The sequence below is a fragment of the Mycolicibacterium xanthum genome (genome assembly GCF_019710635.1).
Classification (GTDB): domain Bacteria; phylum Actinomycetota; class Actinomycetes; order Mycobacteriales; family Mycobacteriaceae; genus Mycobacterium; species Mycobacterium xanthum.
In genome coordinates this window covers 1-13,043 of sequence record NZ_JAIFZS010000062.1, presented here as the reverse complement: position 1 = coordinate 13,043, position 13,043 = coordinate 1, and the positions used below count along the sequence as shown (strand labels likewise).

The 13,043-nt window shown below is 69.9% G+C and carries 14 protein-coding genes and 1 pseudogene; 8 read left to right on the top strand and 7 right to left on the bottom strand.

Going from position 1 to position 13,043, the window contains the following annotated elements:
• Positions 1–86: 86 nt before the first annotated feature.
• Complete coding sequence (locus tag JDV09_RS22195; RefSeq protein ID WP_221371300.1) at positions 87–563, top strand: DUF1707 domain-containing protein; 477 nt, start codon at positions 87–89, stop codon at positions 561–563.
• A 32-nt stretch (positions 564–595) separates the two neighbouring features.
• Here the strand turns inward: JDV09_RS22195 and JDV09_RS22190 are convergent, their stop codons facing one another.
• On the bottom strand, positions 596–2,092 hold the full coding sequence (locus tag JDV09_RS22190) for a potassium/proton antiporter (RefSeq protein WP_221371353.1): 1,497 nt from the start codon (positions 2,090–2,092) through the stop codon (positions 596–598).
• A gap of 86 nt (positions 2,093–2,178) precedes the next feature.
• On the opposite strand from JDV09_RS22190, the gene JDV09_RS22185 reads away from it, so the two are divergent.
• The 7 genes from JDV09_RS22185 to mnhG all read left to right on the top strand — a co-directional run bounded on the left by JDV09_RS22185 (position 2,179) and on the right by mnhG (position 9,243).
• The gene (locus tag JDV09_RS22185; RefSeq protein ID WP_221371299.1) at positions 2,179–2,886 is read left to right on the top strand and encodes a potassium channel family protein; all 708 of its coding nucleotides are present in this window, start codon (positions 2,179–2,181) and stop codon (positions 2,884–2,886) included.
• Between the two features lie 66 nt (positions 2,887–2,952).
• A complete protein-coding gene (locus JDV09_RS22180) occupies positions 2,953–5,856 on the top strand; it encodes a Na+/H+ antiporter subunit A (RefSeq protein WP_221371298.1) in 2,904 nt (967 codons plus the stop codon).
• Positions 5,853–6,323, top strand: coding sequence for a Na(+)/H(+) antiporter subunit C (locus JDV09_RS22175; RefSeq protein WP_221371297.1), 471 nt, complete (start codon positions 5,853–5,855; stop codon positions 6,321–6,323). Before JDV09_RS22180 ends, JDV09_RS22175 begins: the two co-directional genes overlap by 4 nt.
• Entirely contained in the window at positions 6,320–7,936 is a 1,617-nt protein-coding gene (locus JDV09_RS22170) for a Na+/H+ antiporter subunit D (protein ID WP_221371296.1), read from the top strand. Before JDV09_RS22175 ends, JDV09_RS22170 begins: the two co-directional genes overlap by 4 nt.
• A 60-nt stretch (positions 7,937–7,996) precedes the next feature.
• Positions 7,997–8,530 (top strand): Na+/H+ antiporter subunit E, encoded by a 534-nt coding sequence (locus JDV09_RS22165; RefSeq protein ID WP_221371295.1) that lies wholly within the window; start codon positions 7,997–7,999, stop codon positions 8,528–8,530.
• A 66-nt stretch (positions 8,531–8,596) separates the two neighbouring features.
• Positions 8,597–8,887, top strand: a complete 291-nt coding sequence (locus JDV09_RS22160; RefSeq protein WP_221371294.1) for a monovalent cation/H+ antiporter complex subunit F — start codon at positions 8,597–8,599, stop codon at positions 8,885–8,887.
• Positions 8,884–9,243, top strand: coding sequence for a monovalent cation/H(+) antiporter subunit G (gene mnhG, locus JDV09_RS22155; RefSeq protein ID WP_221371293.1), 360 nt, complete (start codon positions 8,884–8,886; stop codon positions 9,241–9,243). Before JDV09_RS22160 ends, mnhG begins: the two co-directional genes overlap by 4 nt.
• A gap of 78 nt (positions 9,244–9,321) precedes the next feature.
• Here mnhG and JDV09_RS22150 read toward each other — a convergent pair whose 3' ends face one another.
• The 6 genes and pseudogenes from JDV09_RS22150 to JDV09_RS27655 form a co-directional block, all read right to left on the bottom strand.
• Complete coding sequence (locus JDV09_RS22150) at positions 9,322–9,954, bottom strand: LON peptidase substrate-binding domain-containing protein (RefSeq protein ID WP_221371292.1); 633 nt, start codon at positions 9,952–9,954, stop codon at positions 9,322–9,324.
• Positions 9,955–11,145 (bottom strand): glutamate--cysteine ligase, encoded by a 1,191-nt coding sequence (locus JDV09_RS22145; protein ID WP_221371291.1) that lies wholly within the window; start codon positions 11,143–11,145, stop codon positions 9,955–9,957.
• Positions 11,078–11,782 (bottom strand): superoxide dismutase[Cu-Zn], encoded by a 705-nt coding sequence (sodC, locus tag JDV09_RS22140; RefSeq protein ID WP_221371290.1) that lies wholly within the window; start codon positions 11,780–11,782, stop codon positions 11,078–11,080. Before sodC ends, JDV09_RS22145 begins: the two co-directional genes overlap by 68 nt.
• A gap of 10 nt (positions 11,783–11,792) precedes the next feature.
• Positions 11,793–12,254: a LytR C-terminal domain-containing protein gene (locus JDV09_RS22135; protein ID WP_221371289.1), complete on the bottom strand. Its 462-nt coding sequence runs from the start codon at positions 12,252–12,254 to the stop codon at positions 11,793–11,795.
• 41 nt (positions 12,255–12,295) lie between these two features.
• The gene (gene napA / locus JDV09_RS22130) at positions 12,296–12,604 is read right to left on the bottom strand and encodes a nucleoid-associated protein NapA (RefSeq protein ID WP_221371288.1); all 309 of its coding nucleotides are present in this window, start codon (positions 12,602–12,604) and stop codon (positions 12,296–12,298) included.
• Positions 12,605–12,772: 168 nt separating this feature from the next.
• Positions 12,773–13,043, bottom strand: a pseudogene (locus tag JDV09_RS27655) (IS701 family transposase); the annotation flags it as partial.

Below are 13,043 nucleotides of genomic sequence, written 5' to 3'. Positions count from 1 at the left end.
CGCAGTCTCAACGAACCGCACATCTTGACAGTGGATAGTTCTGGTGGCATCGTCGAAACTAGTCACCGTCAAGATTCGGAGGTCGCATGACCACCACCGTCACACCCACGCTGCGCGCCGGTGATCGCGACCGGGAAGCGGCCGCCGGGCTGCTCGGCCAGGCGCTCGCCCAGGGTTATCTCGGCATGGCCGAATACGAGGCGCGACTGCAGGCGGCGTTCGCCGCCCAGACCACACCCGAGTTACGCGGGCTCACCGCCGATCTGCCGATATCCGCGCTGCGGCGGAACGACCCCCGCCGGGTGGCCGCCCGCCGCGCCGCCGCCCGGCGCAGCGTGCACATCCACCTGGCCGCATACCTGTCCATGGTCGTGATCGTGCTCACGGTGTGGCTGGTGGTGGGGTTGTCCGTGGGGGCCTGGTACTTCTGGCCGGTCTGGCCCATCCTCGGCGCCGGCATCGGCGTCGTCACACATGCTCTACCGATCCGCAACGCGTTCCCGTCCCCCTGCCGCGCCCGCCGCTATCGCGAAATGGCATTCCAGCAGCCGAAGTTCGAGTAAAGGCCTGCTGGAATGCGAGTTCGGCGCGGAAACTAGCCGGGGTCGCCGTACTCGTCGAACCAGTAGGCGAGCTTGCCCCGGCGGCTGACCGCGCGCAGCCTTCGCTCGGCCAGATCTCGCGTCGCGGTCGTCGTCACGATGAGCAGTTCGTCGCCGATCTCGATGCGGGTCAACGGTTGCGGGACGAACGAGCGACCGGCCCGGATGATCAGCGTGATGACGCTGGGATCGGGCAGCCGCAACTCGAGAACGGTCACGTTGTGCAACCGCGAACCCGGCAGCACCGTCATGGTCAACAGCTCGGCGCCGAGCACGTCCAGCGGCGCCGCATCCACCTGGATCTCGCGGGTGGTGTCGCGCGGGATCAGCGACAGCCGCTCGGCGACCAGACGCAGGCTGGGCCCCTGCACCAGCGTGAAGACCACCACCAGGATGAACACGATGTTGAGCAGCCGCCCGCTGTCCGGCACCCCCGCGACGATGGGGTAGGTGGCCAGCACGATCGGCACCGCCCCACGCAGCCCGGCCCACGACAGGAAGGCCTGATCGCGCCACCGCATCCGAAACCCGGCCAACGACACGAGTACCGACACCGGCCGGGCCACCAGCAGCAGCACCAGCCCGGCCACGATCGCCGGGATCACGTCGCCGGGCAGCTGGTCCGGCGTCACCAGCAGGCCGAGCAGCACGAACAGCCCGATCTGGGCCAGCCAGCCGGACCCCTCCGCAAACGACCGGGTCGCCGACCGGTGCGGCAGACCGGAATTCGCCAGCACGACGCCGGCCAGATAGGCGGCGATGAAGCCGCTGGCGTGCACCGAGCCGGCGGCGGCGAACGCCAGCATGCCCAGCCCGAACGTGGCCAGCGGGTACAGCCCGGCGGCCGGCAGCGCGATCCGGCGCAGCGCCATCGCGCCGACGAATCCACAGCCGAGCCCGATCAGGATGCCGATGGCCAGGTGGTACACCAAGGTCACGGCGATCTCCCCCGGCTGCAACTCGAGCGGCAACGCGCTGAACAGCAGGACGAGGATGACGGCTGGAGCGTCGTTGAAGCCGGACTCGGCCTCCAGCAGCCCGCCGACCCGCCGCGGCAGCGGCACCACGCGAAGCACCGAGAACACCGCTGCCGCATCGGTGCTCGACACGATCGCACCCAGCAGCAGGGCCAACTGCCAGTTCATCCCGAGCAGGTGATGCACGCAGGTGGCGGTGACCAGGGTGCTCACCCCGACCCCCACGGTCGCGAGCACGCTCGCGGGGGCCAGCACCCTGCGGATGTCGCTGAACCGGGTGGTCAGGCCGCCTTCGACCAGGATCACGCCGAGCGCGGCGGTGCCCAGCCCCTGGGCCAGCTGCGCGTCGTCGAAGTCCAGCCCGACCCCGTCCTCGCCGAGCAGCACACCGACGCCGAGGAACAGCAGCAGGCTGGGCAGCCCGACGCCGGTGGCAAGCCGCGTCGCCACGATGCTGGCCAGCAGCACGAGACCGCCGACGAACAGCGCGACGTAAACCTCGTGCAGGCTCAACCCGACCTCGTTCACACTTGGGTGGCTGCCAGTAAATCAGGACCGGGACGCACCCCGTCGCGGTCTTGCAGACGCGGGAGACGCCCATGCGGATCGCCATCGCCGGTGCCGGCGCGGTCGGCCGCTCGGTCGCCCGGGAACTGGTGGACTACGGCCACAAGGTGCTGCTGATCGAGCGGGAGTTCGCGCGCTACCGGCCCGACAAGGTGCCGGGCGCCGAGTGGTTCCTCGCCGACGCGTGCGAGCTGTCCTCCCTGGAAGAGGCCGAGATCCAGATCTGCGACGTGGCCATCGCCGCCACCGGCGACGACAAGTCCAACCTCACGATGGCGCTGCTGGCCAAGACGGAGTTCGGCATTCACCGGGTGGTCGCCCGGATCAACGACGCACGCAACGAGTGGCTGTTCACCGATGCGTGGGGGATCGACGTGGCGGTCTCGACCCCGCTGGCCATCGTCGCGGCGGTCGAAGGCGCCATCGACGTCGGGCACCCGGTGCGGTTGATGGAGGTGGGCCACCGCGCACCGGCACAGGTCGGCGAGGGTGGCACGCACGTCGCCAAGCTGACCCTGCCCGCGGACAGCCCGCTGGTCGGCCGCCCGCTGAGCGACCTCCGGATGCCCGCCGACACGGCCCTGGTGGCGGTGCTGCGCCGCGGCCGGCCGGTCGCGCGGACCGACGGGCCGCTCCGGCACGGCGACGAGCTGTTGTTCGTTTCCGGGCCGGCCGGCGAGGAACTGATCGCCTCGATCGTGCGCCGCGGGCCGGACCACGAAACGGACGGCTCCCCGTAGACTGAGCGGACTCCCGAGTAAGGCACCGACCGCCCGACACCGTGCCGACCCTGACGAGACGGAGCCATGCTCGCCATCCTCGCTGCCCATGCGGTCGCCACGCTGTTGGCACCGCTGCTGGTGTACCGGTGGGGGCGGACGGCCTTCTACCCGCTGGCGCTGGTGCCGCTCGGCTCGCTGCTGTGGGTGGCCCTGAACTGGCCGGGTCCCGAGTCGCCGCGAACCGTGACGGTGCCGTGGGTGCCCGAGCTGTCGATGGACATCGCGCTGCGCTTCGACGCGCTGGCGGCCGTCATGAGCGTCCTGGTGCTCGGCGTCGGTGCGCTGGTGCTGTTCTACTGCGCCGAGTACTTCCATCATCATGACGGCCATCGGGAGAACCGGCTGCCCAGCTTCGCCGCCGAGCTCGTCGCCTTCTCCGGCGCCATGTTCGGGCTGGTCTGCAGCGACAACATGCTGGTGCTCTACGTGTTCTGGGAGACCACGACGGTGCTGTCGTTCCTGCTCGTCGGCCACTACGCCGAGCGGGTGACCAGCCGCCGGGCCGCCACCCAGGCGCTGCTGGTGACGACGCTGGGCGGGCTGGCGATGCTGGTCGGGATCGTGGTGCTGGGCAACATCGCCGGCACCTTCCTGCTGTCGGAGCTGATCGCGTCCCCGCCCGCGGGCGTGGCCGTGTCGGTGGCGGTCGCGCTGATCCTGGTCGGCGCGCTGTCCAAGTCGGCCATCGTGCCGCTGCACTTCTGGCTGCCGGGGGCGATGGCCGCACCCACCCCGGTCAGCGCCTACCTGCACGCGGCCGCGATGGTCAAGGCGGGTGTCTACCTCGTCGCGCGGATGACGCCGGGGTTCGCCGACGCCGCGGTGTGGCGCCCGACCGTGGTGATCCTGGGGCTGGCGACCATGCTGCTGGCCGGCTGGCGGGCGATCCGCGAGTACGACCTGAAGCTGATCCTGGCGTTCGGCACCGTCAGCCAGCTGGGCCTGATCACGCTGATGGTCGGGGCGGGCGGCAGCGAGATGATGCTCGCCGGCCTGGCGATGATCTGCGCGCACGCGATGTTCAAGGCCGCGCTGTTCATGGTCGTCGGCATCATCGACCACACCACCGGCACCCGCGACATCCGCAGGCTGGCCTGGCTCGGCGACCGCAGCAGGGCGCTGCTGATCATCGGCGGCGCGGCGGCGGCCAGCATGGCGGCGCTGCCACCGTTCTTCGGGTTCATCGCCAAGGAGGCCGACTTCGACACCGTGTTGCACAGCCCGACGCTGGGCGGTGCGGCACCGTTCGTGCTGACCGGCATCGTGGCCGGCTCGGTGCTGACCACCGTCTACACCCTGCGGCTGGTGTTCGGCGCGTTCGGCCGCAAGGGCGCCGCGCAGCCCAGCACCCGGGTCGCCGAGATGCACCGGCCCGCACCGGGTTTCCTGGCCGCGCCGGCAATCCTGGCCGCCGCGGGCCTGCTGTTCGGTCTGTGGCCGGCCGGGCTGGACGCCGCCCTGCACGAATACACCGCCACGGTGCCCGACCCGGCCGGCGCGGACCGCAGCGCCGCCGACTACCACCTGGCGCTGTGGCACGGGCTCAACCTGCCGCTGCTGCTGTCGGCGGTGGTGCTGGCGGTCGGTGTCGTGCTGTACCTCCGGGTGGGCCGGGCCGGCCGCACGCCGAAGTTCCTGCCGCTGGCCAACGCCGACCGGATCTACGACGCCGTGCTCCGGGGCGCCGACATCGCATCGGTGCGGCTGACCGCGCTCACCCAGCGCGGGTCGATCCCGGCCACCCAGTCGGTGATCCTGACGACGCTGGTGCTGGTGCCGATCGCGGTGCTGGCGCTGGGTGCGCGCGACCGGCCGGAGTTCGCGCTGTGGGACTCCGAGCCGCAGGTGGTGGTCGGGGTGCTGATGCTGGCGGCCGCGCTGGGCGCCACGGTGATGCGCAACCGGCTGGCTGCGGTGCTGCTGGTCGGGGTGACCGGATACGGCTGCGGTGCGATCTTCGCGTTCCACGGCGCACCGGACCTGGCGCTGACGCAGTTCCTGGTCGAGACGCTGACCCTGGTGGTGTTCGTGCTGGTGCTGCGCACGCTGCCGGCCCAGACCAGCGCCGCCGACATCCGGCGACTGCGTCTCCCCCGCGCGGTGCTGGCGCTGGCCGTCGGCGCCACCGTCACCACGCTGGCGGCGTTCGCGATGGCCGCGCGCACCGGACGGCCGATCGCCGAGTTGCTGCCCGAGGCGGCCTACCTGCGCGGCCACGGCTACAACACCGTCAACGTGCTACTCGTCGACATCCGCGCCTGGGACACCATGGGAGAGGTGGCGGTGCTGCTGGTGGCCGCCACCGGGGTGGCCTCGATGGTGTTCCGCAACAGGCGGTTCGGCGCCGCGCCCCGGGTCTCCGACGCCGGCCAGCCCGACATCGGCCGGCTCGCGGCGTACACGACCCACAGCCCCGCCGCCGGTGGCATCACCTGGCTGCGCGGCAGCGATCTGCGCGACCCGCGGAACCGCTCGCTGGTGCTCGAGGTCGCGACCCGGCTGATCTTCCCGGTGATGATGGTGCTGTCGGCGTACTTCTTCTTCGCCGGTCACAACACCCCGGGCGGCGGCTTCGCCGGTGGCCTGATGGCCGGCCTGGCGCTGGTGCTGCGGTATCTGGCCGGCGGACGCTACGAGCTGGGCGAGACGCTGCCGCTGGATGCGGGCAAGATCCTCGGCGTCGGGCTGACGCTGTCCGCGGGCACCGCGGCGGCCTCGCTGCTGTTCGGCGCGCCGGCGCTGTCGTCGGCGCTGATCCAGTTCGACGTGCCGGTGCTGGGTTCGGTCAAGTTCGTCACCGCGATCTTCTTCGACCTCGGGGTCTATCTGATCGTGGTGGGGCTGGTGCTCGACGTGCTGCGCAGCCTCGGCGCCCGCATCGACGAGGAACTGGCCGGGCAGCAGCGCAAGGTGGTGGAGCACCGATGATCACGTTCGTGGTTCCGCTGATCGTCATCGGCGGGCTGACCAGCGCCGGGGTGTATCTGCTGCTGGAACGCAGCCTGACCCGGATGCTGATGGGGCTGCTGCTGATCAGCAACGCGATCAACCTGCTGCTGCTGTCGGTCGGCGGCCCGTCGGGCAACCCGCCGGTGGTGGGCCGCACCAGCGGCGACGACACCACGACGGCCGACCCGTTGGCTCAGGGCCTGATCCTGACCGCGATCGTCATCACGATGGGCATCGCGGCGTTCGTCCTCGCGATGACCTACCGGTCCTACCGGCTGAACACCGTCGAGGAGGTCGCCAACGACCCGGAGGACACCCGGGTCTCCCAGCAGTCCGGCAAGGAGGTCGGCGAGGATTTCCCCGAACCGGCGATACCCGACGAGAGCCGCGACACCGATCTGCCCGACGACCTCGACGCGCTGCCCGGTTACGAGGGGTCGCGATGATCGGCGGTCATCTCGCCCCGGTGTTCACCCCGCTGCCGGTGCTGGTGCCGATGCTCGCCGCAGCGATGACGTTGGTGGCCGGGCGCCGGCCCCGGCTGCAGCGAGCCATCACCGTGCTGGCGCTGTCGGTGGTCCTGGTCGTCTCGGCGGTGCTGGTGTACCTGGCCGACCGCGACGGCACCATCGCGTTGCAGGTCGGCGGTTGGGGCCCGGCCGAGTCCGGGATGGGGCCGCTGGGCATCACCCTGGTGGTGGACCGGTTGTCGGCGCTGATGCTGGTGGTGTCGTCGATCGTGTTGCTGGCCGTGGTGTTCTACGCGATCGGGCAGGGCATCCGGGACGGCGACGGGCGCCAGCCGGTGTCGATCTTCCTGCCGACCTATCTGGTGCTCTCGGCCGGCGTCTTCATGGCCTTCCTGGCCGGCGACCTGTTCAACCTGTTCGTCGGGTTCGAGGTGCTGCTGGCCGCCAGTTTCGTGCTGCTGACCATCGGCGCCAGCAAGGAACGGGTCCGGGCCGGCATCTCCTATGTGATGGTGTCGATGGTGTCCTCGCTGGTGTTCCTGTTGGGCATCGCGCTGGTGTACGCCAGCACCGGGACGCTGAACCTGGCGGAGCTGTCGGTGCGGCTGGGCACCGTCCCGCAGGGCACCCGCACCGCGTTGTTCGCGGTGCTGCTGGTCGCGTTCGGCATCAAGGCGGCGGTGTTCCCGCTGTCGACCTGGCTGCCGGATTCGTATCCGACGGCACCCGCTCCGGTCACCGCGGTGTTCGCCGGCCTGCTGACCAAGGTCGGCGTCTACGCGATCATCAGGGCCCACTCGCTGCTGTTCCCGGGCGGCACGATGGACAACGTGCTGCTGGTCGCGGGGCTGGCGACGATGCTGATGGGCATCCTGGGTGCGATCGCTCAGAGCGACATCAAGCGGCTGCTCTCGTTCACCCTGGTCAGCCACATCGGGTACATGGTGTTCGGGATCTCGCTGTCCACCCAGCTGGGCATGTCGGGAGCGATCTTCTATGTGGCCCACCACATCCTGGTGCAGACCACGCTGTTCCTGGTCGTCGGCCTGATCGAGCGGCAGGCGGGCGCCTCGACGCTGCAGCGGCTCGGTGGGCTGGCCGCGGCGAGCCCGCTGCTGGCCTTCGTCTTCGTCGTCCCGGCACTCAACCTCGGTGGTATCCCGCCGTTCTCGGGCTTCATCGGGAAGGTGGCGCTGCTGGAGGCCGGCTCGCAGGTGGGTTCGGCGCTGGCCTGGACGCTGGTGGCCGGCAGCGTGGTGACCAGCCTGCTGACGCTGTACGTGATCGCGCGGGTGTGGACCAAGGCATTCTGGCGCCCCCGCGCAGACGCGCCGGAAGGTCATCTCGCCACCGCGGCGCCCGCGGTGCTGCTGGACGACACCGAGGACTCGGTGGACATCGAGTTCGCCCAGCGCGACGACGTCGGCCGGATGCCGATCGGCATGCTCGCCCCGACGGGCGCGTTGATCGCCGTCGGGCTGATGCTCACGGTGCTGGCCGGGCCGATCTTCGCCTACAGCGACCGCGCGGCCGACGAAGTGCTCGACCCCGGTCAGTACATCTCGGCGGTCCTGGGGGACATGCGATGAGCGCTTGCGCCGCGACGAGCCCTCGGGCGAGGAGCCATCGATGAAGAGCCGAGGACAGCGATGAGGACGACCGCGCTGCGCGTCTGGATGGTGTGCTGGCTGATCCTGGTCTGGATTCTGTTGTGGGGCTCCGTCTCCGCGGCGAACATCCTGTCCGGTCTGGTGATCGCGCTGATCATCACGCTGCTGTTGCCACTGCCCCCGGTCCCGGTCGAGGGCCGGGTGCACCCGATCGCGCTGCTGCGGCTGGTGCTGACGGTCGCCTACCTGTTGGTGATGTCCTCGCTGCAGGTCGCCGTCCTCTCGCTCAGGCCGGGTCCGCCGCCGTTGACCGCCGTGCTGCGCGCGCACCTGGCGCTGAAGTCCGATCTGGTGCTGGCGCTGGGGGTCAACATCATCAACCTGACGCCCGGAACGATGGTGCTCGAGATCGACCAGGCTCGCCGGATGATCTACGTCCACGTGCTCGACGTCGGATCCGAACGGACCGTCCGGAACTTCTACCGGCAGACCGCGCTGCTGCAGAGACTGCTGGTGGCGGCGTTCGAGCGGGACGCCGAGTGGCGGCCCAGCGAGGAGGCGGATCGCGCATGACTTTCCAGCGAGAAGCGAAGGCGGATCGCGCATGACTTTCCAGCGAGAAGCGAAGGCGGATCGCGCATGACCTATGTCTGGACCGCGGTTGCGGTGATGCTGTCGGCGGCGGCCGTCGCGACGATGTTCCGCATGCTGCTCGGGCCCTCGTCGCTGGACCGGCTGGTGGCGCTGGACACCCTCGTCGCGGTGACGATGTGCGCGATCGGCGCGTGGGCGGCCTACAGCCGGGACACCACCGTCACCTACAGCCTGACCGCGCTGGCGCTGATCACGTTCGTCGGATCGGTCAGCGTCGCCCGCTTCCGCGTGCCCGACGTCGCCGATCCAGCCGCACGCAAGAGGCGCCCGCGATGACCGCCATCGACATCGTCATCAGCGTGCTGATGCTCAGCGGATCGGCGTTGGCGCTGACCGCGGCGATCGGCGTGGTCCGCTTCCCCGACACGCTGTCACGGATGCACGCCGCGACCAAACCGCAGGTGCTCGGGTTGCTGCTGGTGCTGATCGGCGCAGCGATCCAGCTGCGGGGGTACATCGACGTCGGCATGCTGGTCCTGACCGGGCTGTTCACCTTGATCACCGCACCGGTGATCGCCAACCGGGTCGGCCAGCTCGCCTATCGGGAGCAGAACATCCGCGACGACCTGCTGACCACCGACGAGATGCATGATTTCGCCGCCGAGCCGGAGCCCGGAGGCCGTGATCGGTGACACCACGCTGGGCGTTGTGACGGTACACGCGGGGGAGATGACTTCCGGGTCAACGTTGTTCACCGCCCCGGCCGGGGGCTAATCGGAGAGCTGAAACCGCACCATCGCGACGACGGTGTCCACGGCGTCCGACAGAGCAGCTACCCGCTCGGCCACCGTCGGTGCGGCCAGGACGGCATAGCGGTCGGCCTGCCCCATCGGCAGCCGGGCGGTCAACGCGTACAACCACATTGCGGCGTCGGCGGATTCGTCGGCCCCCGCCACGATGTCGCGCGGGTTCACCTGGGCCCCGCGCGCCTCGGCGATCTGCTCGAACAGCGCCACCATGCGGTCCTCGATATCCCGGATGTCCTCCGCGTCGACGTGATCACCCGGTTCGTCGGGCCACGGCTGCACGACGGCCGTGGGGTAGGGGTTGTCGGGCAGCCATTCCACCACCCGGATCCGCTCGCCCATCACGCATTGCAGCCGGTAGCGGCCCGCTCCGAGGTCGGCGTACTCGACGATGCGCGCCACCGCGCCGACATCGCTGCGGGTGTCGCCGCCACCCACCTCGCGGCCGGCGGCGATCAGCACCACCCCGAACGCCGGGTCCTCGGCAGCGAGACAGGTCTGCACCAGTGCCGAGTACCGCGGCTCGAAGACCCGCAGCGGCAGTTCCTCGCCGGGCAGCATCGCCATCTGCAACGGGAACATCGGCAGCGTGGGCATTCAGATCACCAACTCGCCGATCAACGAGTCCACCACCGCGCGCAGATCCCCGTCGTGTTCCTCGGCGACCCGGCGCTGCCGCTGATAGGACGCCCCGTCCCGGCAGATGTCGGCCACCCCGGCGAGTTCGTCGACGCAGCCCAGCGATTCGGCGACCGGGGTCAGCCGGTCGAGCAGGTCTTCGACGTCCTCGGTGACGAGGCGTTCGTTGCTGTCCGCGTCGAGGATGATGATGGCGTCCAGCCCGTACCGCGCGGCGCGCCACTTGTTCTCCTGGACGTGCCAGGGCGGCATCACCGGCAGCGACTCCCCCGCGTCCAGCCGCCGGTCCAGGTCGACGATCATGCAGTGGGTCAGCGCCACCAGCGCGGACAGCTCGGCCAGGTTGGACACCCCGTCGAAGATCCGCACCTCGACGGTGCCCAGGTGCGGTGAAGGCCTTATGTCCCAGCGGATCTCGTTCATGTGGTCGATGATCCCGGTCTTCTTCTGGTCGGCGACGAAGTCCTCGAACTCGCGCCACTCCTGGAACTGGAACGGCAACCCGGCGGTCGGCAGCTGCTGGAACATCATCGCCCGGTTGCTGGCGTATCCGGTGTCCTCACCGTCCCAGTACGGCGAGGACGCCGACAGGGCCAGCAGGTGCGGGTAGTAGTTCAGCATCGACGTGATGATCGGCATCACCTTGTGCGCCGAGGTCACCCCGACGTGGACGTGCACGCCCCAGATCAGCATCTGCCGGCCCCACCACTGGGTGCGCTTGATCAGCTCGGCGTAGCGCGGCGCGTCGGTCAGCTTCTGCGCCGACCACTTGGCGAACGGGTGGGTGCCCGCGCAGAACAGTTCCATGCCGCGCCCGTGCACGATGTCGCGCACCGGCCGCAGCGTGGACCGCAGGTCGTCGATGGCTTCGCCGGCGTTCGCGCAGATGCCGGTGACGATCTCGACGGTGTTGCGCAGCAACTCCTTGTGCACCCGCGGGTTCTGGCCGAGCTCGGCCAGCACCGATGCGGCCTCGTTGCTGAGGTCACGGGTGTCGGCGTCGACGAGCGCGAACTCCCACTCCACGCCGAGCGACGGTCCCGCCGACGCGGCGAAGTCGATCCGGGTATCAGCCCGCCGATCAGCCGACAGTGATGACACCGCAGGCCACCCGAGCTCCGGCGTCGCCGGTCGCCAGGGTGGCCGCATCCGGCGGCGGATCGCCGTTGACCTGCTGGTAGCGCTCCGGCGGGATGTTGGCGAAGTTGTCGGCGCCCGCGTGGATCATGATCGCGGTGCCCTCGCCGTCGAGCAGGTTCTCGGCGGTGAAGGCGTCGGTCGTGGTCACCAGCATGGCCGAGCCGTCCTCGCGGACCTGCAGCGAGGTCAGGTCACCGGAGGCGGGATGGCCGCTGTGGCCGGGCACCTGCAGATGTCCGCCGGCGGAGAGGAAGTCTCCCGGCGCCCCGCCGGCCGGTGCGACGGAGTCGGCCTCGCACTTGCCGACCGAATGGATGTGCAGCCCATGGAAGCCGGGCTCCAGCTCGCCTGGCACCGTGGTCTGCACGGTGACGGTGGCGTAGTCGCCGGTGAACGCGATCTCCGCGGTGGCGACGGTGGTGCCGTCGGCGAGCTTCAGGTCCGCGGTGAGGGTCTCGCCGCCGGCCTCCTCCGAACCGCCCGCTTCGGCGCCCTCCTCCGGCGGAGCCGCCGGTGACGGCGAACCCGTCCAGATCGCCGGGGTGGTCCCGGGCGTATCGGTGGGAACCTCCCCGGGCGGTGAGCAGGCAGTCAACGCGAGCGCGGGCACTGCGAACAAGGTGACGGCGACGGCGGTCCTGAACATGAGCAAGAGCCTAGCCGGTGACGGCCACGATCACGCCGGGCGGCTGCTCGATGAGTGGCGGAACGCGCGGGGCCACCGGGGCCTCGAGGAGCCGGCCGATCTCGTCGGCGGCCTCCTGCTCGCCGGGGGTGTCACCGAAGAACACCGTGGTGACGGTGGTGTCCGGCATCTCGAGGTTGCCCGTCTCGGTGACGTCCCAGCCGGCTTCCCTCAGCCTGTCGGCCATCGCGGCGCCGGCGCCCTCGACCGTCGAGATGTTGAACACCCGCACCTCGGCCTTCGCCGGCTCGGGCGTCTCCGAGGTGGTGGTGGTCGTCGTGGTGGTGACGGTGGCCGTGCCGAGCGACGAGTCGTCGTCGCCCGATCCGCCGCTCATCGCCTGGAACCCGACGAGCAGGAACACCACGCCGAGGAACAGCAGCACCATGACCATGGCACGCAGGGGCAGGCCCGAGGATTCTCGCTGGTTCATCGGCGCCTACTGTATCGGCCCGCTGTGGGCGTCGACGGAACTCAGGTCACCTCGAAGCCGAGGCGGCGAGCCGCCCGCGCCTTCTGCCTGCTCGCCCGCAGCCGGCGCAACCGCTTGACCAGCATCGGGTCCGCGGCCAGTGCCTCGGGGCGGTCGACCAGCGCGTTGAGCACCTGGTAGTAGCGGGTCGCCGACATGGAGAACAGCTCCTTGATGGCGTCCTCCTTGGAGCCCGCGTACTTCCACCACTGCCGCTCGAAGGCCAGGATGTCATGCTCGCGGCGGGTCAGGCCGTCGGTGGGATCGGAGTCGTCCCCGGGATGCTCAGCCCGCGCGATCGCGCCGTCCATGTTGCTTCTCGGACCCTTCCGACGGTCGAATGACATAGCTGTGGTTCCGGCGAGTATTCAATCACGGGTTGGTCACGGAAGGCGTCACCAACCGCCGCGAGTCGGCGCGGGAACTACCCGGTAACTACCGGAAACCACCGGCACTAATACTGCAGCCGTAGATCGGGATCATTGATTCTGGCGTCGTCGGTAGTGGGATTGTCGGGCTCGGTAGTGGGATTGTCGGGCTCGGTATTGGTGTCGTCTTCGCCATCGTGACCAGGCCAACAGGGTCGAGACAGTGTGTCGGGTGGTCAGCAGTATGGCGTCGAAGAGTCTGCGGAATTCGTTGACGGTCAACGTGATCAGCCCGGCCGGGGTGGGTGTGGTGTCGCGTTCGACCGCGGTGGCCACGGCCAGGAAGGCATGCGCGAGCATGGCCAGGGTGGTCCAGCGGTGC

What these genes read in the sequence shown, in the direction of transcription:
- JDV09_RS22195 (WP_221371300.1), top strand. Translation starts at nt 87, where the DNA reads ATGACCACCACCGTCACACCCACGCTGCGCGCCGGTGATCGCGACCGG.
- JDV09_RS22185 (WP_221371299.1), top strand. Translation starts at nt 2,179, where the DNA reads ATGCGGATCGCCATCGCCGGTGCCGGCGCGGTCGGCCGCTCGGTCGCC.
- JDV09_RS22180 (WP_221371298.1), top strand. Translation starts at nt 2,953, where the DNA reads ATGCTCGCCATCCTCGCTGCCCATGCGGTCGCCACGCTGTTGGCACCG.
- JDV09_RS22175 (WP_221371297.1), top strand. Translation starts at nt 5,853, where the DNA reads ATGATCACGTTCGTGGTTCCGCTGATCGTCATCGGCGGGCTGACCAGC.
- JDV09_RS22170 (WP_221371296.1), top strand. Translation starts at nt 6,320, where the DNA reads ATGATCGGCGGTCATCTCGCCCCGGTGTTCACCCCGCTGCCGGTGCTG.
- JDV09_RS22165 (WP_221371295.1), top strand. Translation starts at nt 7,997, where the DNA reads ATGAGGACGACCGCGCTGCGCGTCTGGATGGTGTGCTGGCTGATCCTG.
- JDV09_RS22160 (WP_221371294.1), top strand. Translation starts at nt 8,597, where the DNA reads ATGACCTATGTCTGGACCGCGGTTGCGGTGATGCTGTCGGCGGCGGCC.
- mnhG (WP_221371293.1), top strand. Translation starts at nt 8,884, where the DNA reads ATGACCGCCATCGACATCGTCATCAGCGTGCTGATGCTCAGCGGATCG.
- JDV09_RS22150 (WP_221371292.1), bottom strand. Translation starts at nt 9,954, where the DNA reads ATGCCCACGCTGCCGATGTTCCCGTTGCAGATGGCGATGCTGCCCGGC.
- JDV09_RS22145 (WP_221371291.1), bottom strand. Translation starts at nt 11,145, where the DNA reads ATGCGGCCACCCTGGCGACCGGCGACGCCGGAGCTCGGGTGGCCTGCG.
- sodC (WP_221371290.1), bottom strand. Translation starts at nt 11,782, where the DNA reads ATGTTCAGGACCGCCGTCGCCGTCACCTTGTTCGCAGTGCCCGCGCTC.
- JDV09_RS22135 (WP_221371289.1), bottom strand. Translation starts at nt 12,254, where the DNA reads ATGAACCAGCGAGAATCCTCGGGCCTGCCCCTGCGTGCCATGGTCATG.
- napA (WP_221371288.1), bottom strand. Translation starts at nt 12,604, where the DNA reads ATGGACGGCGCGATCGCGCGGGCTGAGCATCCCGGGGACGACTCCGAT.